The organism is Actinomadura barringtoniae, from assembly GCF_017573505.1.
Lineage (GTDB): Bacteria > Actinomycetota > Actinomycetes > Streptosporangiales > Streptosporangiaceae > Spirillospora > Spirillospora barringtoniae.
Window position 1 is genome coordinate 26,472 of the sequence record NZ_JAGEOJ010000005.1, and the last position, 22,058, is coordinate 48,529.

At 70.3% G+C, this 22,058-nt stretch carries 22 protein-coding genes; 10 read left to right on the forward strand and 12 right to left on the reverse strand.

The window, feature by feature from the left end; genetic code table 11:
* The first annotated feature begins 15 nt into the window (after positions 1-15).
* Entirely contained in the window at positions 16-513 is a 498-nt protein-coding gene (locus J4573_RS12855; protein WP_208255655.1) for a hypothetical protein, read from the forward strand.
* Between the two features lie 105 nt (positions 514-618).
* Here the strand turns inward: J4573_RS12855 and J4573_RS12860 are convergent, their stop codons facing one another.
* Positions 619-2,088 (reverse strand): flavin-containing monooxygenase, encoded by a 1,470-nt coding sequence (locus J4573_RS12860; protein WP_208255656.1) that lies wholly within the window; start codon positions 2,086-2,088, stop codon positions 619-621.
* Between the two features lie 83 nt (positions 2,089-2,171).
* Here J4573_RS12860 and J4573_RS12865 point away from each other — a divergent pair, with 83 nt between their 5' ends.
* Complete coding sequence (locus J4573_RS12865; protein ID WP_307796608.1) at positions 2,172-2,798, forward strand: TetR/AcrR family transcriptional regulator; 627 nt, start codon at positions 2,172-2,174, stop codon at positions 2,796-2,798.
* Here the strand turns inward: J4573_RS12865 and J4573_RS12870 are convergent.
* A complete protein-coding gene (locus tag J4573_RS12870; RefSeq protein WP_208255657.1) occupies positions 2,758-3,429 on the reverse strand; it encodes a TetR/AcrR family transcriptional regulator in 672 nt (223 codons plus the stop codon). The genes J4573_RS12865 and J4573_RS12870 overlap by 41 nt on opposite strands.
* A 109-nt stretch (positions 3,430-3,538) precedes the next feature.
* Between J4573_RS12870 and J4573_RS12875 the strand changes: the two genes are divergently transcribed.
* From J4573_RS12875 to J4573_RS12885, 3 genes are all read left to right on the forward strand, one after another.
* Entirely contained in the window at positions 3,539-4,645 is a 1,107-nt protein-coding gene (locus J4573_RS12875; RefSeq protein ID WP_208255658.1) for a ferritin-like domain-containing protein, read from the forward strand.
* Positions 4,646-4,755: 110 nt separating this feature from the next.
* Complete coding sequence (locus J4573_RS12880) at positions 4,756-5,619, forward strand: SDR family NAD(P)-dependent oxidoreductase (protein ID WP_208255659.1); 864 nt, start codon at positions 4,756-4,758, stop codon at positions 5,617-5,619.
* Between the two features lie 36 nt (positions 5,620-5,655).
* On the forward strand, positions 5,656-6,630 hold the full coding sequence (locus J4573_RS12885; RefSeq protein WP_208255660.1) for an AurF N-oxygenase family protein: 975 nt from the start codon (positions 5,656-5,658) through the stop codon (positions 6,628-6,630).
* A gap of 96 nt (positions 6,631-6,726) precedes the next feature.
* Here J4573_RS12885 and J4573_RS12890 read toward each other — a convergent pair whose 3' ends face one another.
* Both J4573_RS12890 and J4573_RS12895 read right to left on the reverse strand, forming a co-directional pair.
* The gene (locus tag J4573_RS12890; protein WP_208255661.1) at positions 6,727-7,410 is read right to left on the reverse strand and encodes a 4'-phosphopantetheinyl transferase family protein; all 684 of its coding nucleotides are present in this window, start codon (positions 7,408-7,410) and stop codon (positions 6,727-6,729) included.
* A 343-nt stretch (positions 7,411-7,753) separates the two neighbouring features.
* A complete protein-coding gene (locus J4573_RS12895) occupies positions 7,754-8,194 on the reverse strand; it encodes a hypothetical protein (RefSeq protein WP_208255662.1) in 441 nt (146 codons plus the stop codon).
* A 1-nt stretch (position 8,195) separates the two neighbouring features.
* Here J4573_RS12895 and J4573_RS12900 point away from each other — a divergent pair, with 1 nt between their 5' ends.
* The 3 genes from J4573_RS12900 to J4573_RS12910 all read left to right on the forward strand — a co-directional run bounded on the left by J4573_RS12900 (position 8,196) and on the right by J4573_RS12910 (position 11,512).
* Positions 8,196-8,531, forward strand: a complete 336-nt coding sequence (locus J4573_RS12900) for a hypothetical protein (protein ID WP_208255663.1) — start codon at positions 8,196-8,198, stop codon at positions 8,529-8,531.
* A gap of 146 nt (positions 8,532-8,677) precedes the next feature.
* Entirely contained in the window at positions 8,678-10,216 is a 1,539-nt protein-coding gene (locus J4573_RS12905; RefSeq protein WP_243772979.1) for an ATP-dependent DNA ligase, read from the forward strand.
* Positions 10,217-10,318: 102 nt separating this feature from the next.
* Positions 10,319-11,512 carry a hypothetical protein gene (locus J4573_RS12910; protein WP_208255665.1) on the forward strand — a complete coding sequence of 398 codons (1,194 nt, stop codon included), beginning with the start codon at positions 10,319-10,321 and terminating at the stop codon, positions 11,510-11,512.
* A gap of 12 nt (positions 11,513-11,524) precedes the next feature.
* Here J4573_RS12910 and J4573_RS55265 read toward each other — a convergent pair whose 3' ends face one another.
* Positions 11,525-12,244 (reverse strand): TetR/AcrR family transcriptional regulator, encoded by a 720-nt coding sequence (locus J4573_RS55265; RefSeq protein ID WP_208255666.1) that lies wholly within the window; start codon positions 12,242-12,244, stop codon positions 11,525-11,527.
* Positions 12,245-12,362: 118 nt separating this feature from the next.
* On the opposite strand from J4573_RS55265, the gene J4573_RS12920 reads away from it, so the two are divergent.
* Positions 12,363-13,538 (forward strand): FAD-dependent monooxygenase, encoded by a 1,176-nt coding sequence (locus J4573_RS12920; protein ID WP_208255667.1) that lies wholly within the window; start codon positions 12,363-12,365, stop codon positions 13,536-13,538.
* A gap of 12 nt (positions 13,539-13,550) precedes the next feature.
* On the opposite strand, the gene J4573_RS12925 is transcribed toward J4573_RS12920, so the two are convergent.
* Together J4573_RS12925 and J4573_RS12930 are read right to left on the reverse strand one after the other, a co-directional pair.
* Positions 13,551-14,312, reverse strand: coding sequence for a bestrophin-like domain (locus tag J4573_RS12925; protein ID WP_208255668.1), 762 nt, complete (start codon positions 14,310-14,312; stop codon positions 13,551-13,553).
* A 49-nt stretch (positions 14,313-14,361) separates the two neighbouring features.
* The gene (locus J4573_RS12930; protein ID WP_243772945.1) at positions 14,362-15,192 is read right to left on the reverse strand and encodes a hypothetical protein; all 831 of its coding nucleotides are present in this window, start codon (positions 15,190-15,192) and stop codon (positions 14,362-14,364) included.
* An 80-nt stretch (positions 15,193-15,272) separates the two neighbouring features.
* On the opposite strand from J4573_RS12930, the gene cds1 reads away from it, so the two are divergent.
* Positions 15,273-16,370, forward strand: coding sequence for an L-cysteine desulfhydrase Cds1 (cds1, locus tag J4573_RS12935; RefSeq protein ID WP_208255669.1), 1,098 nt, complete (start codon positions 15,273-15,275; stop codon positions 16,368-16,370).
* Between the two features lie 58 nt (positions 16,371-16,428).
* Here the strand turns inward: cds1 and J4573_RS12940 are convergent, their stop codons facing one another.
* The 5 genes from J4573_RS12940 to J4573_RS12960 form a co-directional block, all read right to left on the reverse strand.
* A complete protein-coding gene (locus tag J4573_RS12940) occupies positions 16,429-17,727 on the reverse strand; it encodes a M50 family metallopeptidase (protein WP_208255670.1) in 1,299 nt (432 codons plus the stop codon).
* A 156-nt stretch (positions 17,728-17,883) separates the two neighbouring features.
* Positions 17,884-18,576: a FadR/GntR family transcriptional regulator gene (locus J4573_RS12945; RefSeq protein ID WP_243772981.1), complete on the reverse strand. Its 693-nt coding sequence runs from the start codon at positions 18,574-18,576 to the stop codon at positions 17,884-17,886.
* A 225-nt stretch (positions 18,577-18,801) separates the two neighbouring features.
* Positions 18,802-20,334: an amino acid permease gene (locus J4573_RS12950; RefSeq protein WP_208255672.1), complete on the reverse strand. Its 1,533-nt coding sequence runs from the start codon at positions 20,332-20,334 to the stop codon at positions 18,802-18,804.
* A 38-nt stretch (positions 20,335-20,372) separates the two neighbouring features.
* Positions 20,373-21,104 carry an HAD family hydrolase gene (locus J4573_RS12955; protein ID WP_208255673.1) on the reverse strand — a complete coding sequence of 244 codons (732 nt, stop codon included), beginning with the start codon at positions 21,102-21,104 and terminating at the stop codon, positions 20,373-20,375.
* Positions 21,101-21,994, reverse strand: a complete 894-nt coding sequence (locus J4573_RS12960) for a choline/ethanolamine kinase family protein (protein WP_208255674.1) — start codon at positions 21,992-21,994, stop codon at positions 21,101-21,103. The genes J4573_RS12955 and J4573_RS12960 overlap by 4 nt, the downstream gene beginning before the upstream one ends.
* Positions 21,995-22,058: the final 64 nt, after the last annotated feature.

The following is a 22,058-nucleotide window of genomic DNA, read 5'->3' on the forward strand; positions in this document are numbered from 1 at the left end:
GTCGAACGTGCTCGCATGAGCGACACGGCCGCGCGCGCCGGGCGGCGCAGACCCGTCACGGTCACCGCCGCCGTCGCGCTGCTCTGCCTGGCGTGGGCCGCGACGGCCGTGCTCGTGATCGCCGTCCTGGCGAGCGGCAGGCACCGCGCCGTGCTGCTGCGGCGCCTCGACGAGGCCATGCCCACCCGGGTGCACGCGGCGCCGCACTACCCGGGGCCGTTGACGCAGGCCGGGCTGTACGTGACGCTGCTGGTCGCGGGCGCGCTGCTGGTGTACGTCGTGCCGGCGCTGCTGCACCGCGAGCCCGGCGCCCGCGCGACCGTCTGGATCGGCGTGCCCCTGCTGACCGCCGAGCCGCTGCGCCGCGCGGTGACCGCGCTGACGCCCGCCGGCGACGGCCACGCGGACGTCACCGTGGTCGTCTGCACCATCGGCATCGCGGCCGCCGCCCTGCTCGCCGCCGCGCTCCTGGCGTTCCCCGCCGCCCGCACCCACCTCACCCGGCACCCCTGAACCCGCCGATCTTGCTCTCAGCGCCCTTACCTCACCCCGCAAAGGGCGCTGAGAGCAAGATCGGCGTATGGGCGGGCCGCGGGGGTGGTTGGGGGGTGGCTGGGGTTAGCGGGTGATGATGTAGTCCTCGGGCTTGGCCTTGCGGGTGCCGGCCCAGAACTCGAAGGTGTGGCCGGGCCACAGGGTGCGGTTGACCCCTGTTTCGTCGAGGTACCAGCTCTGGCAGCCGCCCTCGCTCCACACCGCGCGGCGCAGCCGCTTGTGCATGCGGTCGTTGAACCCGCGCAGCGCCTCGGGCTTCGGCTCGATGGCGTCGCCGCCGGTCTCCTGGAGCAGCCGCAGGCAGCTCAGCACGTGCTGGATCTGGCTCTCGATCATGAAGACGACCGAGTTGTGGCCGAGGCCGGTGTTCGGGCCGAGCAGGTAGAAGTAGTTGGGGAAGCCGGGGACGGTCGTGCCGCGGTAGGCCTCGATGCCGTGCTCCCAGACCTCCTGGATCTTCACGCCGCCGCGGCCGACGATCTGCTGCTCGGCGAGCGCGTCGGTCACCTTGAAGCCGGTGCCGTAGACGATGACGTCGACCTCGTACTCGCGGCCGTCGTTCGTCACGACCGAGTTCTCGCGCACCTCGGCGATGCCGCTGGTCTCCACGTCCACATTCGGGCGGGCGAGCGCCGGGTAGTAGTCGTTGGACAGCAGCACGCGCTTGCAGCCGATCGTGTAGTCCGGCGTCACCTTGGCGCGCAGCTCGGGGTCGGCGATCTGGCGCTTGATGTGCCAGCGCGCGAGCTTCTCCTGCGGCAGCGACAGGCGCGGGTCGATCGTGAAGCCGACCGCGCGGGCCTCCAGCGCCCAGTAGATGCCGTTGCGGAACGCGCGGGTCGCGCCGGGCACCTTCTCGAACGCCTTGCGCAGCGGCGCGGGGAACGTGCGGTCGGGCTTGGGCTGGATCCACGGCGGCGTCCGCTGGAAGAGCACCAGGTGGTCGACCTGCTTGGCGAGCTGCGGAACGAACTGGATCGCCGAGGCGCCGGTGCCGACGACCGCGACGCGCTTGCCGGCGAAGTCGTAGGAGTGGTCCCACTCGGCGGAGTGGAACGCGGTGCCCTGGAACTTCTCCATCCCGGGCAGCTCGGGGAACGAGGGGATGTGCAGCGCGCCGATGCCCGCGACGACGGCCTTCGGCCGGTAGACGGTGCCGTCGGCGAGCGTCACGTTCCAGCGGCGGGTCTCGTCGTCGTACTCCTGCGACTCGACCGTGCTGCCGAAGCGGATGTGCTCGCGCACCCGGTACTTGTCGGCGGTGCGCTCCAGGTAGGAGCGGATCTCCGGCTGCGGCGCGAACATCCGCGTCCAGCCCGGGTTCAGCTCGAACGAGAAGGAGTACATGTGGGACGGCACGTCACAGGCACAGCCGGGATAGGTGTTGTCGTGCCACGTGCCCCCGAGCGCCTGGCTCTTCTCCAGGATCACGAAGTCGTGGAAGCCGTTGCGCTTGAGCTGGATCGCCATCCCGAGCCCGGCGAAGCCGGAGCCGATGATGACGATGCCAGGAGCCGCCGCCTGCTCGCTCATGTCGTCCCTTCCGCTGTAACCTACTCAGAGTAAGTTACCGCCGGTAGGTTACTGACGGTAGGTCCAACAGATAGGGTTTCCGTGTGAGTGACGCCACACCGCGCCGACGCCGGATGTCCCGCGCCGAGCGCGAGCGGCAGATGCTCGAGGTCGCCGAGCAGGTCTTCGGGGAACGCGGCTACCGGAACACCTCGATGGACGAGATCGCCGAGCGCTGCGGCGTCTCCAAGCCGATGCTGTACGAGTACTTCGGCTCCAAGGACGGCCTGGTGATGGCGTCCATGGCCCGTTCGAAGGCCGAGCTGTACGACGCGACCCACAAGGCGATGGCCGGGGCGAGCGACCCCCGCGACATCCTGTGGCGCGGCATGCTCGCCTACTTCGAGTTCATCGACACGCACGAGGCCTCGTTCACCATGCTGGTCGCGCAGCCGCTGGACGTGCCCGCCGAGACCGCGGGGGCGGTCGAGGAGACCCGGCGGCAGCAGAGCGAGCTGATCGCGGGCGTCATCACCACGTTCGCGCCGCAGGCCCCCGCGCCCGCCGTGCTGGCGTTCACCGAGATCATCATCGGCGCGTGCGAGCGGCTGGCGGTCTCGCGCACCCGCAACCGCGAGCTCAGCGTCGAGGACGCCGCCCGCTACATGACCGAGTTCTGCTGGCAGGGACTCAGCCCGTACCTTGCCGAGGAAGCGCCTCCAGAGCACTGATCAGCAGGTCGAGGCCGAACTCGAAGTCGGACTCGGGATCGTGCCGGATCAGGTCCGGCGCGAGCGCGATCACGTGCGGGAAGTCGGCGGGGTCCAGGCTCGCCAGCACGTCGGCCGAGCGCGGGAAGTTGTCCAGGGCCTTGGCTTGGCCGATCTCGCGCATCTGGGCGCCGAGCGCGTACGCCATCAGCGCGCGCATGATGCGCACCGACGTCGGGCCGTCGAACCCGGCCGCGTCGGCGATCGAGAGCGCGCGCTCGGCGGGCCGCAGCTCCCCCGGGAAGTCGACCTTCTGGGTGAGCACGACCGTCATGCAGCGCGGGTAGTCGTGGGCGACCTTGCGGAACGCGCGGACCAGCGCGCGGCCGCGGTCCTGCCACGGCTCGTCCGGGTCGTCGGGCAGGTCCATGCCCGCCATCACGTGCTGCGCGACGCCCTGGAACAGGGCCGCCTTGTTCGGCACGTGGTTGTACAGCGACATCACGGCCACGCCGAGCTCGCCCGCCACTCCGCGCATGGACAGGGCGTCCACGCCGTCCCGCTCGATCAGGTCCACCGCCGCGTGCACGATGCGCTCCCTGGTCAGGACGGGCCGGGTCATCGGCGTGACCGACCTCACCCTGTCTCCCATGGGTCCAACCTCTCCCGGCCGTTGACGCGTGTAAGTGCACCGTGACACGGTACGTACATCGTACGTGAGACGTACATCGTACGTCGCCTCATCGCGGAGGATGGTGCCCGTGTCGACCCACGACCTTTACACCGCGCCCGTCGGGACGTCCACCTGGAACGTGCCGCTGGCCGGCGACGCCCGGTTCACGTGGGAGTACGACGACGGGCGCGACCGCCTGCTGGCCCTGTACCAGAAGGGTAAGGACAAGCAGTGGGACTCGGTGAAGAGGATCGACTGGGACCTCGAGGTCGACCCGTACAACGCGCTCGGCGTGCCGGACCAGTCACTGGCCATCTACGGCACCAAGTACTGGGACCAGCTGACCGAGAAGCAGCGCGGTGAGCTGAGGCAGCACCAGGTGTCGTGGCAGTTCTCCCAGTTCGTGCACGGCGAGCAGGGCGCGATGATCACCGCGGCACGGATCGTGGAGTCGGTGCCCGACATGGACTCCAAGTTCTACTCCGCCACCCAGACCATGGACGAGGCCCGCCACGTCGAGATCTTCTCCCGCTTCCTGCAGGAGAAGATGCAGATGGTCTACCCCATCAACACCAAGCTGCAGGACCTGCTGAACGAGACGCTGACCGACTCGCGCTGGGACATGCCCTACCTCGGCATGCAGGTCCTCATCGAGGGGCTCGCGCTCGCCGCGTTCGGCGTCATCCGCGACATCACCACCCAGCCGCTCCCGAAGCAGATCCTGGCGTACGTGATGCAGGACGAGGCGCGGCACGTCGCGTTCGGCCGCCTCGCGCTGCGCGACTACTACAAGCAGCTGTCGGCGGTCGAGCTCAAGGAGCGCGAGGACTTCGTCATCGAGGGCTGCTACCTCATGCGCGACCGCATCCGCGGCCGGGAGGTCTGGGAGAACTTCGGCATCGACCCGAAGGAGGTCGACGAGATGGTCGAGAACTCCCCGTACATGCGCATGTTCCAGAGCCTGCTGTTCAGCCGCATCGTGCCGTGCGTGAAGGACATCGGGCTGTGGAGCGAGCGCATCCAGCAGACCTACGACGACATGGGCGTGCTCGACATGTCCAAGGCCGACCTGGAGGCCCTCATGAGCCAGGACGAGGACATCGCCGAGAAGCTCGACGCCGAGCGCTTCGCGGTCGAGGAGACCGAGCGCAAGGCCGAGGTCGACGCGGTCATCGCGGCCGAGGCGGCACAGTGATCGCGGCGAGGCCGCGCAATGATCGCGGTCGAGGCGGGGACGTGAGTACCTTTTCCTAAGATCCCCGCGAGTCCCGGAGATCCCCGGAATCCCTTCCCCCGGAGGTGCCCATGCCCATCTCGCAGTTCGACGGAGCGCTCGCCGTCGTCACCGGGGCCGGCAGCGGCTTCGGCCGCGCCACCACGCTGGCCCTGGCCGAACGCGGTGCCCAGGTCGTCGCGGCCGACATCGACCTGGACTCGGCCGAACGCACGGCCGTGCTGGCCAAGTCGCTCGGCGCGGACGTCGTCCCCTACCGGGTGGACGTGGCGGACGCGACCGCCATGGAGGCGTTCGCCGCCGAGGTGCGGTCCGCGCACCGCGTGCCCGACATCGTGGTCAACAACGCCGGCATCGCCGTCGCCGGCCCGTTCCTGGACACCGGCCTGAAGGACTGGGAACGGATCGTCGGCGTCAACCTGTGGGGCGTCATCCACGGCTCGCGGCTGTTCGGCAAGCAGATGGCCGACCGCGTCGCGAACCTGCCCAACAAGCCCGACAAGCCCAACAAGGGCGGCCACATCGTCAACATCGCCTCGGCCGCGGGCTTCGCGCCCTCGCGCGAGCTGCCCGCGTACTGCACGACCAAGGCGGCCGTGGTGATGCTGAGCGAGTGCCTGCGCGCCGAGCTCGCCGCCTCGCGCATCGGCGTCACCGCCGTCTGCCCGGGCTTCGCCGGCACCAACATCGCCAAGAACGCCACGTACGTCGGCCTGAGCGACGAGGAGCAGGAGCGGCAGCGCGAGCGCGGCGACAGGGCCATCAAGGCGCGCCGCTACCCGCCGGAGAAGGTCGCCGAACGGATCGTCGACGCGATCGCCAAGAACAGGCCCCTCGTCCCCATCAACTTCGAAGGCCACCTGCTGCACGCGCTGTCGCGCGTGTCCCCCGCCTCGCTGCGCCTTCTCGCCCGGATACCAGCACCGCTTCGTTAGCGCGCCCCGCGCGCTCGGCCGTAAGGAGCCGGACCGATGACCACCTCCGTCGACGTCAACGATCGTCCCCGCACCTGGACCGCTCGGATCCGCTGCAAGGACGGGGACCACACGCTCGAGCTGACCGACCGCGAGGTGGTCGCCGAACGGCTCCTGCGCACCTCGCGCAAGCACTCGTTCAACCCCGACACCGACGTCGACTGGGATGCCGAGCAGGACCCCGACCGGTTCTATCTGCCGCCGCAGCTGGTGTCGCTGTACGAGACGCCGCTGTGGGACGGGCTGACGCACCGGCAGCGGGTCGAGCTCAGCAAGCGCGAGCTGTGCAGCATCGCCTCGTTCGGCATCTGGGCCGAGATCATGCTGATGCAGGCGCTGATGCAGCACGCGTACCGGCACAAGTACGACTCGGGGCATTTCGCGTACGCGCTGACCGAGATCGCCGACGAGTGCCGGCACTCGACGATGTTCGGGCGGATGGTGAAGACGTGCGGGCTGACCACCAACCGGCCGCACCCGCTGCACTACAACATCGGCAAGTTCGTGGGCGCGGTGTACGACCCGATGCCGATGTTCGCCGGGACGCTCGTGGTGGAGGAGTTCACCGACGCGTTCCAGCGGCTGACCTTCCCGGACGAGCAGATCCAGCCGCTGGTCCGGCAGGTCACCCGGATCCACGTGATCGAGGAGGCGCGGCACATCAAGTACGCGCGGGAGGAGCTGAAGCGGCTCGTCGCCGACGCCCCCGCGCTCCAGCGCAGGGCCGCCGCGTTCGGCCTCGCGCACGCCAGCCGGCTGATCGCGGGGCAGTTCATCCACCCGTCCTGCTACAGCGGCGTCGGCCTGGACCCGAAGCTCGCCCGGCAGGTGGCGGCGCGCAGCCCGCATCGCCGCGCGACCATGGCCTGGTCGTTCCGCAAGCTGACCGCGTTCTTCGACGAGGTCGGCTACCTGGACGGCCGCGCCCGCGACGTCTGGCTCAAGGGCGGCCTCCTCGAAGCCGCGGCCTAAACCACGCCGATCTTGCTCTGAGCGCCCTTCCGCACGCCGTGTGAGGGCGCTGAGAGCAAGATCGGCGTGCTTCTTGGCGCCGGGGACGGCGTGGTCTTAGGGGTTGAGGAGCTCGGCGGCGGGGCGTTCGACGATCTCGACGCCCGCCGGGTGGTCCAGGAGCGCGAGGCAGGCCGCGTAGCCGGTCCCGGGCGCGAGCGTGACCATCGTGATCCGGGCGACAAGCTCGGCTCGGCCGGACCAGTCCAGCAGGCGCGGAGCCTCGGTGGGAGGCGAGACGCGCAGGTCGGTGAGGGGCACGCGCAGCCCGTCGCCGGTCGCCTTGACCAAGGCCTCCTTGCGGGTCCAGTACGCGAGCATGGCGTCGGGGGTCAGCGGCTGGGCATCGCGCTCGTCCTGCGCCAGCAGATGCCCGGCGATGCCCTCGGTGGCGCGGCCGGCGGCCTCCACGTCCACGCCGAGCGGCCCGTACGGCGACACCGCGACCGCGACCCGGTCACCCGAGTGCGAGACCGACACGTGCGGCCCGCCCGCGATCACCGGGCGGCCATGCTGCTCGCCGCAATCGGCGCAGGAACGGTCGATGGCGACGTTCTCCGGAGCGAGCCCGCGCATTGCGCCGACCGCGATCCTGGTGATGGCCGCGCCCAGGGTGAACCGGTGCCTGTCGGGCTCGCGCAGATACCGTTCCCGGCGTCCCCGCTCGACCTCGTTGAGCAGGCCCGCATGGGCCTGACGCACGTCCGACAGCGCCGCCCACCAAACTGCAACCGGTTCCAACTTCGGCTCCATTCCGTCGGCCGCCGAACGTCACATTATGCACTGGCACGAATGTCGGCATTTTCGCAGTGGACCACCGGGAACGCACTACGGGCCGCAGGGTGATGGTCCACCCTGCGACCCGCCATCCGAGAATCACTCCTGAGCTGCGGTTCCTCAGACCCAGGACACTCCAACCGGTTGTGCGGTCACGCCGTCGACCTCCTCCTCGCCGCGTGACGACCGCACCGGTCATCGAGCCGGCATGGCCGGCCGGACCGGTGCGCCCTCCCCTTATACCGGAACACCCTAGGCTCGGTTGACTTGACTTATCGCAGGATCGGCCGATTTTGGTCAAATGGTTTCAACGGAAGGAGCCGAGCACTTCTCGGGCGGCCTGGTTCGCTTTGGCCAGACACGTTTGCTGACGCGAATCGGCGTCATTCTTACTCTCGGCTTCTTCGCTGTAACTGACCGTTATCAGGGTGTTCCGAACGCGCATCGTGATCTGCCCGACGACGGTCTTCTCGCCCTTGTCGACCTTGTACCAGCGGTAGGCCTCGTCGCCCAATCCGCTCTGTTTGGTGAGCGTCACCGTGCGTTCGGTGGCGGGCTTGCGTGCCTGGTCGAAACCGGCGGCGAAGTTGCGCTTGGCGTCGTCCAGCGGCTGCCCGATGCCGGGCGGGTAAAGGTAGGCCTCGACTCGCAGCCACCGGAAGCCGCCGCTTCCCGCGGTGTAGGTGCACGTGGTCAGCGTCTGGTTGGAGTTGTTGCGCTGCTGGGCGGCCGGGATCAGGTCGCGCACGGTGCCAGGCGAGACGGTCGCGCACGCGGGCGGCAGGGTCCCGATCAGCTTGGCGGCGGGCGGTGTCGGCCCGGGTCGCGTACTGGAGGACGGCGATCCCGAGGGCTCGCCGGTGGGCGACGGCCGGGATCCGTCGGGCGAGCCCGCGGACGTGTCGCCGGACGTGTCGCCGGGCGTCGCGGCGGACGTCGAGGCGGATCCGGCCTGGTGGTGGCCGCCGCCCTTCGGCACGAGCAGGAACACCACGGCGGCGGCGACGGCGAAGGAGACCAGCGCGGTCGCCAGTGCGATCACGCGCGGCCTGCGCGCCGGTGCGGGCGGCTCCGGCGCCGAATAGACGCGCTCGAAAGGCTCAGGTGGACGCGGACGTCCCACTCCCCGCTCCTCACTCCCCCGATCGGTGGCCCCTTCGCACGGTAATCGGAGCCCGGCCCCTCTGACCAGAGGCCCCGGTGGAAGCAAATGTCAGACCTGCCGGACACAATGGGAAACGTGCTGCTCGCGGAGATGGCCCGCACGTCCGGCGCGGTGGCCGGGACGTCGGGCCGCAAAGTCAAGGTCGAGCTGCTCGCGGAGTGCCTGCGAGCGGCCGGCCCGGCCGAGGCCGCCCTGGTCGTGGTCCACCTGTCCGGCGACCTCCCCCAGCGGCAGATCGGCGTGGGCTACGCCAGCCTCCGCGACGTGCCGCCGCCCGCCGCCGAGCCGTCCATCACCGTAACCGAGCTCGACGCCGCGTTCACCGAGATCGGCCAGGTCGCCGGCAAGGGCTCGGTCGCCCGCCGCCGCGAGCTGCTGTCCGCGCTGCTGGCCCGCGCCACCCGCCCCGAGCAGGACTTCCTCATCCGGCTGCTGTCCGGCGAGCTGCGCCAGGGCGCGCTGGACGGCGTGATGGCCGAGGCTATCGCCAAGGCCGCCGAGGTCCCGGCCGCCGAGGTGCGCCGGGCCGTCATGCTGCGCGGCGCGCTCGGCCCGGTCGCGACCGTCGCCCTGTCCGAAGGCGTGCCGGGGCTCAAGGCGTTCGGGCTGGAGATCGGCCGCCCCATCAAGCCGATGCTCGCCGCCTCCGCGCCCTCGGTCGAGGAGGCGCTGGACAAGCTGGACGAGGGCGCCGCGGTCGAGTGGAAGATGGACGGCATCCGCGCCCAGATCCACATCCGCGAGGGCGACGTCCGCGTCTTCACCCGCACGCTGGACGAGATCACCGACCGCCTCCCCGAGGTCGTCGCCGTCATGCGCGACCTGCCCCTCAAGGACGCCGTGTTCGACGGCGAGCTCGTCGCGCTGCGCCCGGACGGCAGGCCCCACCCGTTCCAGGTCACCGCCGCCCGCACCGCGACCCGCACGCAGAAGGACGACCCGGTCCCGCTGTCGGTCTTCCTCTTCGACGTTCTCCACCTCGATGGCGAGGACCTGCTCGACGCGCCGGGAGCCGACCGCAACGCCGCCCTCGCCCGCGTCGTACCCGAGGCGCTGCGCATGCCCCGCCTGCTGGTCACGGCCGACGAGCAGGCCGCCGCCGAGACCTTCTTCGCCGAGTCGGTCGAACGCGGCCACGAGGGCGTCGTCATCAAGTCCCTCGACACCCCTTACACCGCGGGCCGCCGCGGCGCGGGCTGGATCAAGGTCAAGCCGCGCCACACGCTCGACCTGGTGGTGCTCGCGGTCGAGTGGGGCCACGGCCGCCGCCGCGGCTACCTGTCCAACCTGCACCTGGGCGCCCGCGACCCGTCCAACGGCGAATTCGTCATGCTCGGCAAGACGTTCAAGGGCCTCACCGACAAGCTGCTCGCCTGGCAGACCGAGAAGCTGCGCGAGCTGGCGGTCGACGAGAACTCCTGGGTCGTCCACGTGCGCCCCGAGCTCGTCGTGGAGATCGCGTTCGACGGCGTCCAGACCAGCCCCCGCTACCCGGGCGGCATCGCGCTCCGCTTCGCCCGCGTGCTGCGCTACCGCCCCGACAAGTCAGCCGCCGAGGCCGACACCATCGACACCGTGAAGGCGATCGCCCCGGTCGTCGACTGATCCCCTTGTGATCATTTTGCCGTGTCGGACCGATGGCGCGTCCGGACCCGACGGGATGATGGCCACTCGGGGAACTCGGGGGTGGCGGTGCGCGGTCGGCTTGTGCGCAATGCGACGGTACGGCTCCCGGTCGCGCTGGCCGGGGTCGCCTTCGGCATGCTCACGATCGCCCAACCCGCCCTGGCGGACGCGCCTATCGACCGTCCCCGCGTTCCGGCCAGGGCCATCGCCAAGGACCCCGAACCCCCTGCCGCCCCCGGCCAGGCCGACGCCAGCGACGCACCGGACGACACCGACACCACGGTCGACGATGCCACGGACGCGCCGGACGACGCCACGGACGCCACCGACGACTCGGCGGACGACCCCACGCCGCCGGACGACGCGACCGACGAGCCGGCGGACGCCACGACCGACGAGCCGGCGGACGCGACCGACGGTCCCGACGCAAACCCGGACGACGAGGCTGACGTTCCCGATGACGCCGACTCCCCGGCGGCACCGGACGGCGAACCCAAGCCCAAGCCGAGCACGGGCGACAAGCCCGATCCGAAGTCGGCCTCCCCGGACGGCAAGCCGAAGCCGCCCGTCGATGTGAAGGTCGACGCGGGCGTGCAGTTCGGGCCGAACCCGAAGATCTACCTGTGTGCCTTCGTCGGCGTGGACGAGGTGACCGTGCAGGTCGGCGTCGCGCTGCTGAACGGCACCTGCGAGCCGTTCAAGAGGCCTCCGGCGCCGTTCGTGCCGACCAAGGTCAAGCCGCTGGTGAAGCCCGAGCCGCCCAAGAAGCCCCAGCCCCCGAAGGAACAGTCCGCGACGGACCAGGCGGGTCCCAAGTCCCCGCGCGGCGCGCATCACGGGCGCCCGGGTCACATCCGGCCCGCGCACGGGCATCCGGGGCACCCCGGCCGTCCAGGACATCCCGGCAGCCCAACGGCGCCCGCCGCGCCGGGCAACGGGAACGGCAACGGGCAGGGATCTGGCGGCGGCGCGGCCTCATCGCCCGGTGGGGGCGGTGGGGGCGGTGGGGGCGGTCAGGGAGGCGCGAGTGCCTCGTCCGGGCAGCAGAGCCCCTCCTCGCACGCTCAGGCGCAGCCGCGTACGCAGGCTCCGGCGCACAAGCCCGGCAGGACCAGGGCTCAGGCGGAGCCGCCGCACTTCATCGGGCGGCCGGTGAAGGCGTCCAGGGAACTGGTCCCCCACCACGTGAGGCCGTTCAAGCACATCCTCATCGTCACCGTGGTGTCGGTCGTGATCGCGGCCATGGCCGGGGCGATCTTCGCCGCCATCCGCTGACCCCGGCGTTCCTCAGTCTCCGGGGATGCCGGCCGCGGCCCGGTCGGCGTCGATCAGATCGGTGAACAGGGCGATCACGGCGGCCGCGAGGTCGGCCGGCGCCTCCTCCGGCGGCTCGGGCTCGTTCTCGAAGGCCCGCCGTACGGTCCGCGCCAGCAGTTCCGCTCGTTCCTCCAGAACGCCGTCGGAGACGTCGGGCTCGGCCTGGAGCGCCTGAAGGAAGCCCTCGAACGTCGCCTGGTAGGCGTAGGCCAGCTCGCCCACGGTCATGTCGTCGCGGAGCAGGCCACGGGCCGCGAGCAGTTCCAGGTAGCCGTGCGAGGTGCCTCCGTGGCGTTCGTCGCGGCCGTCGCGGGAGGCGGCCAGCTTGCCGAGCAGGTCGGGGTCGCCGAGCAGGAACCCGCGCAGCAGCGGGCGCTGCGCGATGGCCAGGAAGTACGTGCGCGCGAAGCGGTGCAGCAGAGCCACCCGGGGGTCCTGCCGCAGCGCCCGCCGCAGCTCCTCGATGGCGCTCAGCACCTCCCGGTCGAAGACCGCGCCGAACAGCTGCTCGCGGGTCTTCCAGTGCAGGTAGACGGTGCCCTTGCCGATGCCCGCCCGGGCGGCGACGTCGTCGATCGTGACCCGCCGGTAGCCGTGTTTGGCCAGCAGCTCGGCCGCCGAGTCGAGGATCCGCGTGGCCCGCTCGGCCCGCTGCCGCGGGTCGCGGACCCGGTCGGTGTTCGCGCTCATGGGACCACGTTATGACCAGATGTGAAATCCAGTCAACTTCAAATTGATAGTTGACCAGATTTCGAATTTGGTCATACAGTCATGCCATCGACCTCCCCGAGAGCGACAGGAGCAGGACATGACCACCATGAGCAGCGAGAACCCCACCGTGCTGATCTCCGGGGCCGGCGTCGGCGGCCCCACGCTCGCCTACTGGCTGGCCGAGCACGGCTTCCGGCCGACCGTCGTCGAGCGCTCGGCCGGGCTGCGTTCCAGCGGCAACCCGGTGGACGTGCGCGGCCCGGCGGTCGCGGTGGCCGAACGGATGGGGATCATGGACCGGCTGCGCGAGGCCGCCACCGAGGTGAGCGCGCTGAGCTTCGTCAACCGCTCCGGCCGCGAGGTCGGCCGGGTCGACATGCGGGCCCTGCAGCAGGCCAGCGGCAGCGGCGAGGCCGAGGTGACCCGCACCGACCTGGCGAAGATCCTCTACGAGGCGAGCCGGGACAAGGCCGAGTACCTCTTCGACGACACCATCACCTCGCTGCGCCAGGACGAGGACGGCGTGGACGTCACGTTCGAGAACGCCGCCCCGCGCCGGTTCGACCTTGTCATCGGCGCCGACGGGCTGCACTCCAACACCCGCCGCCTGGCCTTCGGGCCCGAGTCGGAGTTCGTTCAGCACGCGGGCCTGTACGTGGCAACGACGCAGTGGGACGACCTGGCGGGCAACGCCCAGGACGTGCTGCTGCACAACGTGCCCGGCCGGCTGGTGTCGGTCCACCCCGTGCACGGCAGGTCCGTGGCCGCCTTCATCTTCCGCAGCCCGGCGATCGAGGGCTTCGACCACCGCGACATGGAGCAGCACAAGCGGATCGTGGCCGAGGCCTACGCGGGCGGCGGCTGGCGCGTGCCCGAGTTGCTGGACCGCGTGCGCGACGCCGGCGACCTGTGGCTCGACTCGGTCAGCCGGGTCCGCCTCGACCGCTGGCACGACGGCCGGATCGCGCTGCTCGGGGACGCCGCCTCGTCGGTGTCGCTGTTCGGCGACGGCTCAACGCTGGCCATGGCGGGCGCGTACACCCTCGCCCGGGAACTGGCCGTCTCCCCCGCCGCCCCTCAGGCGGCTTTCACCCGGTACGAGGCCGAGCACCGCACCCTGGTCGACCCCAGGCAGGGCAACGTCGGGGCGGCGGCTGCGCTGATGGTTCCCAAGACCCGTGCCGCCATCGCCGCCCGGAACGCCGCGACGCGCCTGTGGCCCGTCGCGGCCGGGGCGACCCGCCTGCGCAAGCGCTTCGAGCGGGCCGCCTGATCGGCCGCCTGATCAGGGGATTCTGGCTATCTCGTTCAGCGCGTCGGAGAACGCGTCGGCCTTGACCGCGAGAGGACCGGTGAAGACGTGGTTGACGTCGAAGCACAGAAAGATGCTGATGCCGAGCAGCGCGGCCATGATGCCGAGGGCGACCAGCGGCATGCCCTTCGGGCGGGCGCCCACCAGGAACGGGAAGATGATCATGATGATGCCGGTCAGCACGGTGAAGAACAGCACGCCGCCCGGCAGGATCGGGCCGGTGTCGACGGCCCGCTGCCGCCGGGCGCTGTAGACCTCGCGGACGCGCTCCACCGCGTCGTCGCGGGCGGCGTTCACTTGGTCGTCGTCGATCTTGAGGTTGGCGAGCCGGATGCGCAGCTGGTCCAGGCGCTGCCAGGTGTTCGCGGTGAGCGGGTCGCCGCCGTCCTTCAGACGGGGGAACTCGGTGTTCACCGTGTGCTCGAGATAGGCCTTGATCTCGGTACGGACCGCCTGCTTGTCGGCCTGGGCGAGCATCCCCGAGTCCCAGTACGCCTCGACCAGCGCCTGGGCCTCGGCGGCGGTGTTCTTGCGCTCCTCGTCGGCGGCCGCCCAGGGGACGATCAGCGCGATGGCGAAGACCAGCAGGAACAGCGCCGAGAGCATCGCGCCGACGTGCGAGCCCGTCGCGCCGTCGGGCTCATCGTCGGTCTTGCCGTACTTCTTGAAGACGAAGGCCACCGCGGCCACCAGGGCGACCGCGACCAGCGCGGCGAGGATGGACTTGATGAGCACGAGCGCCTCCGTGTCGCTGAGCGTTCAACTGATCACGGGGGGTCGTGCCCTATTCAACCTTGGATCGGTCGCGCCGCGAGTCTGACACACCCTTGCGACGATGGAGCAGTTCGGGCGGGATGAGGTCATGCCGTCCCGCGATGAACTCCTGGAACCAGATCTTGGCGCGGATCAGCGGCCTGCGGAACCGGTCCTCGTGCCAGCGGGCCCGGCGGGCCTTGCGCGAGCCCGGCACGTACCGCCAGCGCGCCCAGGGCGAGCCGGGCCGGGCGATGCGGAACGCGCCGATGATCAGGATGAACGGGACGAACAGCCCGAGCAGGCCGGTCCAGATCTTGCCCTTCAGCAGCGTGACGACCGCCAGCACCAGGTTGATCACCAGCGAGGTGACGTAGATCCCGACGATGACCGTGCGGCCGAGCTCGCCGCCCGGGTCCTGGACCTCGATGTCGAAGCCCGTCGGCTTGGCGCCGAGCAGCAGCAGGCCGGTGATGGCGATCGCGACGAAGACCGCGTCGACCGAGGCGCGGCCCTTCTCGGTCCAGTAGACGTCCTTCAGGTGCAGGATCAGCGCGAACTCGTCCAGCACCAGGGCCGCGCCGACCCCGAAGATCCCCGCGGTCACCACGTACGGGAGCCCGGTCGAGTCGGGCACGGCGATCCCCGAGATCCCGCCGATCAGCATCAGGATCACGCCGAAGACGACATGGTGGATGTGCAGGTCCCCGGCCTTGACGTTCCGGAACCACCAGCGCACATTCGCCCTGATGAGCCTGACGTTCACGCGCGTGAAGACGAAGGTCACGATGAACGCGACGAAGAAGGTGAACAGCGGCAGCCGGCCGGTGTCCACGATCCGTTCTACGAAGACGTCGCGCATGTTCCCCCCATTACCCCCTCATCATGCCCTGTGACGTGCGGAGATATCGTTAAGTGACCATGATCGAGGGGGGAACTCCGATGAGCGGTGTCGTGGACCGGTGCGACCCGGGCGGCCGGGCGTGGATCTCCGAGGCGATCCGCAAGGTCGAGGCCGACAGCAACCGCAGCGCCGACACCCACCTGCACGTGTTCCCCCTGCCCCCGGAGTGGGGCATCGACCTCTACCTCAAGGACGAGTCGGTCCACCCCACCGGTTCACTGAAGCACCGGCTGGCCCGGTCCTTGTTCCTCTACGGGCTGGCGAACGGCTGGATCTGCGAGGGGACCACGATCATCGAGGCCTCCAGCGGCTCCACGGCGGTCAGCGAAGCCTACTTCGCCCGCCTGCTGGGCCTGCCGTTCGTCGCGGTGATGCCCGCCTCCACGAGCCCGGAGAAGGCCCGCCTGATCGAGTTCTACGGCGGCCGGTGCCATCTCGTGGACGAGCCGGCGGCGATCTACGACGAGTCGCGGCGGCTGGCGGCCGAGTGCGGCGGCCACTTCATGGACCAGTTCACCTACGCCGAGCGGGCGACCGACTGGCGCGGCAACAACAACATCGCCGAGTCGATCTTCGAGCAGCTGTCGCTGGAGCGCTTCCCCGAGCCGTCCTGGGTCGTGGTGGGCGCGGGCACCGGCGGCACCTCGGCCACGATCGGGCGGTACGCGCGGTACCGGCGGTTCCAGACCCGCGTCGCGGTGGTCGATCCGGAGGGCTCGGCGTTCTACGGCGCCTATGAGGACCACGATCCGGACCGTACGGCGAGCGGCTCGATGATCGAGGGCATCGGGCGGCCCCGGGTGGAGCCGTCGTTCCTGCCCACGGTGATCGACCGGATGGTGCGGGTGCCCGACGCGGCCTCGATCGCCGCGATGCGCTGGACCACCGAGGTCACCGGGCGCAGCGTGGGCGGCTCGACCGGCACCAACATGTGGGGCGCGGCCGAGTTGATCTCGGAGATGCGCGCCCGCGGTGAGCAGGGCAGCGTGGTCACGCTGATCTGCGACGGCGGCGAGCGCTACGCCCACACCTACGGCTCGGACGACTGGCTGGCCACCAAGGGCTTGAACGTCGGGCCCCACCTGGAGAGCCTGCGCGCGTTCCTCAAGACCGGCGAGATGCCCGTCCGGATGTGACCCGAGACGCCCGTTTGGACGTGACCCGAGATGCCCGTCCGGATGTGACCTGCGGGCGTCAGCCCGGGAACTGGATCGGGTTGACCAGGTCGGCGTAGACCAGGAGCCCGCCCATCACGATCAGCACCACGGCCATCGCGTACGTCAGCGGCAGCGCCTTGGCGACGTCCACGTAGCCGGGGTCGGGGCGCCGCAGGATCTTGGCGAAGCCCTTCTTCACGGCCTCCCACAGCGCGCCGAAGATGTGGCCGCCGTCCAGCGGCAGCAGCGGGATCAGGTTGAACAGGCCGAGCGCCAGGTTGACCGAGCCGAGCAGCCCGATGAACGTGGCGATCTTCTGGGTCTCGGTGAAGTTCTTGGAGGCCGCGATGTCGCCGCCCATCCGGCTGACGCCGACCACGCCGACCGGGCCCTCGGGGTCGCGCTTCTTGTCGGAGAAGGCGGCCTGCCAGACGCCGACCATCTTCTGCGGGAACTTGACCAGCGAGGCGGCCGTGCGGCCGGTCAGGTCGGTGATGGCCGAGACCACCGCGCCCGGCCCCTGGCGCTCGTACGCCTCGGTCGGGGTGATGCCGATGAACCCGACATTGACGGTCTTGTCGGGGTTGTCGAGGTCGGGCATCTGGTTGGAGATCACCGGGATCTGGACCGGGAGCTGCTTCCCGCCGCGCTGGACCACGGTCGGCACGGTCTTGCCGCCGGAGTCGCGGATCAGGCGCTGCAGCTGCGCGTAGTCGTTGATCTTCGTGCCGCCGAACGAGACGATCTTGTCGCCGGGCATCAGGCCCGCCTTGACGGCCGGCGTCGCCGGGGCCGTGGCCGGGCAGGTATCGCCCACCTGCTGGCCCGCCGCGACCACGCACTTGGCCACCGAGGCGATCTTCGGCTGGAGCGTCGGCGAGCCGATGCCCATGATCAGGATCGCGAAGAAGACCACCGCGAGGATCAGGTTCACCGCGGGCCCGCCGAACATGATGATCAGCTTCTGCCACCACTGCTTGGCGTAGAAGACGCGGTCGCCGTCGTTCGGGCCGACCTCCTCCAGCGCCTGGCCGCGGGCCGAGTCGATCAGCCCGCTGAACCGGCCGGTGCTGTAGGGCCGCAACTGCCCGGGGGCGTCGCCCTTGCGCGGCGGGAGCATCCCGATCATGCGGATGTAGCCGCCGACCGGGATCGCCTTCAGGCCGTACTCGGTCTCGCCCTTGCGCTTGGACCAGATGGTCGGGCCGAAGCCGACCATGAACTGGGTGGTGCGCACACCGAAGAGCTTGGCGAAGGAGAAGTGGCCTAGCTCGTGCAGCGCGATGGACACCATCAGCCCCAGGAAGAGGATCACCACTCCCGCCAGCCAGCCCATGCGTCAGGTCCCTTCCTCGCCTCACCGATCGCGCGCCCGCACCCCGCAGGACGTCAAGGGGTGATCCAGGGCAACCGCTTCAGCGTACGCTACGCCCGGCACCGTAATCCGTGCGTGAAATACCGCGCAGCGGTCATATCCGGGTGGCCGTGCGGCTCAGGCGAGGAAGCCCCGCAGGAGGGCAGCCGTGCCCTCCAGATGCTCGGCGACGGCGCGCCGCGCGGCCTCCGGGTCGCCGGCCAGGACGGCGTCGACGATCGCGGCATGCTGGATCGCCGCGTGCTCGATGTTGCGCTGGAGCACCGGGATGGCGTTCAGCAGGTCGGTGACGCGCAGCCGGGCGTCCGCGCAGGCCACCGAGAGCAGCTGAGACCCGGTCAGCTCGGCGATCGTGAGGTGGAAGAGGGTGTCCAGCCGGCGGTAGTCGGCGGCTCCGGCGGTGTTGACGGCGGTCAGGGCCCCTTCGAGGCGGGCCCGCTGCTCGGTGCTCAGCCCGGCGGAGGCCAGGTGCTGCGCGGCCCCGGTCTCGATCACCAGCCGGTAGGTGAGCGCGTCGTCCAGGCCCTCGGCCTGGTCCTCGGCGACGCGGGCGAGGTCGCCGCTGCCCGCGGGCGGCGGCGCGAAGGTGACGAACGTGCCGCCCGCCCGGCCGCGCCGCGACTCCACGTACCCCTCCTGCTGGAGGGCGCGGATCGCCTCGCGCAGCGTGACCCGGCTGACCCCCAGGCGGGGCGCCAGCTCCCGCTCGGGCGGCAGCCGCTCGCCGTTCGCGACGATGCCGAGCTTGATCACCTGGAGGAGCCGCTCGACGGTCTCCTCGAAGGCGTTGCCCGCCCGTACTGGTCGCAGGACGGCAGACTTCGCGAGCGAAGCGAGCGGAGGCTGCCCCGCCGTTGCCGGGGGGTCTGGGGGGTCGTCCCCCCCGGAGGAGCTAGATTCGGCGAGCCGCCTGGGCTCACTTACCTCAGTCAATGCGCCGTCCCTCCGTCGGGCAAAGCGTAGACGGCGGGCCGGGCGGGTGCGCGCTCGCACCCGCCCGGCCCGTCAAGCCCCGCGGTCAGTACGACCTCACGGTCAGGAGGAGCCGACCAGGTCCACGCCGGGGTCGTCGACCTGGCGCACCGGGCCGGTGAACCACTTGCGGGCCGACAGCGCCCACCAGCCGCCGACCAGGATCAGCACCGCGCCGACCGCGAGCGGCGCGTAGTTCACCGCCGTCCAGTCCCAGGCCTTGTTGCCGGGGACGCCTGCTGGCGCCAGCGGCATGATGAAGTAGATCGAGATCACGATGATCTCGATCACCGCGATCCAGCCGAGCACCTTGTACTTGCCGCCCAGCGTCCACGGGCCGGGCCGGAACCTGGCGCCCATCCGCAGCCGCAGGTAGATCGGGATGAGGAACGCCAGGTAGAGGCCGATCACCGCGATCGAGACCACCGCGTAGAACGCGACCGGGGTGCCGGTCGGGCTCTTGTAGAGGGCGGGCAGGGTGAGGACCAGCGCGGCGGTGCAGCCCATGATGATGGCGTTCACCGGGGTGCGGTTCTTGTTGACCTTGGACCACAGCTTCGCGCCGGGGATGCCGCGGTCGCGCGAGAACGCGTACGTCATCCGGGACATGCTCGTCACGCAGCTCATGCCGCAGTAGAACTGCCCGATCACCGAGATCGCGATGACGGTCTTGGCGAGGCCCGGGCTGAGCGCGGTGGTGAAGATCGCCGAGGCCGAGCCGAGCTCCTTGTTGATCTCGGTCACGTCGGTCGCGGCGAACAGGAAGGCCAGCAGCAGGATCCAGCCGCCGATGCCCGAGTAGGCGATCGACTTCCACAGTCCCTGCGCCGCCGTGCGGGCCGCGTCCTTGGTCTCCTCCGACACGTGCGCGCACGCGTCGAAGCCGGTGATCGTGTACTGGGTGAGCAGGAACCCGAGCGGCAGGACGTAGAACCAGTACATCCCGTCGGAGAAGCCCGAGTTGTTGATCCGCTCGGTGAACACGAACGACGCGCTCTGGTGCGAGTCCGGGCCGAAGACCAGGATCAGCACGATGGCCGCGACCCCGAACACGTGCCACCACACCGAGATGTTCTGCAGCACCGCGACCAGGTGGTGCCCGTAGATGTTGATCAGCGCGTGCAGCACGATGATCACCACGAACAGGCCGAACGTGAAGGTGAGCCCGCCGCCCCAGTCCTTGTCGAACATCCCGAGCAGGGTGTTCAGGAACGTCGCGCAGCCGTAGTCGACCGAGGCCGTGACCGCGATGAGGCCGATCAGGTTCAGCCAGCCGGTGAACCAGCCGTGGATCGGCTTGCCCATCGTCGCGGCCCACCAGTAGATGCCGCCCGCCGTCGGGTAGGCCGACACCAGCTCCGACATACAGAAGCCGATGATGAGGATGAAGCCGGCGATGATGGGCCAGCCCCAGGTGATGGCGATCGGCCCGCCGTTGTTCCAGGCCTGCCCGAACGTGGTGAAGCAGCCGGACAGGATCGAGATGATGGAGAACGAGATCGCGAAATTGGAGAAGCCGCTCCAGGAGCGTTCCAGTTCCTGCTTGTAACCGAGCTCGGCGAGCCGTTTGGCATCGTCGTCGAGGTGGGTGGCCATCGAGCCTCCTCGAAGGGGGTCGTCGGGGTTGGCGGGGCCTAGGGGGTTGGCGGGGGCCGGCGGGCCTGGTTGGTTGACAGGAGCTCGGGCCCGAGCGCGTCCAGGACGGCGTCGGGCGGATGGGCCGGTTCGGAGGTCAGGTGCGCGGCGACGCAGCGCATGCCGGCGGAACGCGCCGCCGCGATGCCGAACGGGGAGTCCTCGAAGACCACCACGTCGGCGGGCTCGAGAGGGGACTCGGTGGATGCCTTGAGCAGGTCGTAGGCGCGCAGGAAGCTCTCGGGGTCGGGCTTGCCCCGGCCGACGTCCTCGATCGAGACGATGGCCGCGAACGCGTCCGCGAGACCGGCGGCCGACAGCACGGCCTCGACCTCGGAACGGAGCGCGCCGGTCGCGACGGCCAGCGGGACGCGGCTCGCGGCCAGCGCCTCGATCAGCGCCGCCGTCCCGGACCGTACGGGCGGCGCGCCCGCGATCCGGTCGCGGTAGCGCCGCAGCCGTTCGGCGAGCAGCCGTTCCCTGGCGGCCGCGTCCGCCGCGTCCACCGCGTGAGCACGTTCCAGAAGGGCGTCGACGATCGCGGGATCGCTGCGTCCGGCCAGCTCGGAGAGGTAGTCGGCGAGCGTCAGCTCCACACCGAGCAGTTCGGCGGCGAGCTCGGCGTAGATCTCGTACTGCAGGACCTCGTCGTCGGTGATCGTGCCGTTGAAGTCGAAGATCGCGGCACGCACGCCGTTCAGCCCGGCCACTCTCACCGGCCCCGCTCTCACCGGCCCCTCCGCACGGTGTCGACGAGCGTGCCGAACTCCGGGTCGGCCAGGTCGCGCCGCGCCTGACCCCACTTGTCGGCGGCCTCGGCCGCGTAGTCGAAGTCGGCGTCGGCGGCGTGCTCGGCGAGCAGCCCGCTGTGGATCGAGAACCACAGCGTCCAGGCGTAGTTGGAGGCCAGCAGGTAGAGCCGCACCCTGGCGAGCAGCGCGTCGCTCATCTCGTCGCCGAAGTAGGCCGCGGCGAGCGCCGCCACCCGGTCCGGCCCGTAGTCGCCCTCGGCCGCGATGTCGCCGAGCTCGAACGCCGGGTCGTTCATCCCGGACAGCTGGTAGTCGATGATGCGGATGGACCTGCCGTCGTCCATGAAGTTCTCGGGCAGCAGGTCGTTGTGGCACGGCACGAGCCGCAGCGGCCGGCTCTCCACAGCCCTCTCGACCGCGGTGAGCGCCGGCAGGTGCTCGGCATAGCCGTCGGGGACGTCCAGCCCGTGCCGTACGCATCTGTCCAGTAGTTCCTCCGCCTTGCGGAAGACACTGAACCGGTTCCCGAAGGGTACTCCCGCATGCAGCCGGACGCACGCCTCCGCGATGCGTTGAATCGTGCCTATTTCGCGCACATCGTCCTGGCACAACGTCGCGCCGTCGATGTACTCCAGTTTGATCGCGGGCCGTTCGCCGTCCGCGTCCACGACCTCCAGCACGCGCGGCCCGACCCCTGTGCCGGCCGCGCGCACCGTGTTCTCGATCTCCTGCGCCATCGGGATGCCGAGCCCGGCCTCGCTGACCGCGGGGTCGAGCACGCGCAGGATGTGACTCGGGGCGCCGTCGTCGTCCACGCGGATGATCTGGTGGCTGAGGCCACCCTTCAACACGGTGTACGCGACTGCCATTGGACTGCCCTTAATCCATTGGAAACACCGAGGCCAGTCACCCGACCACACGGCGACGTTCGAT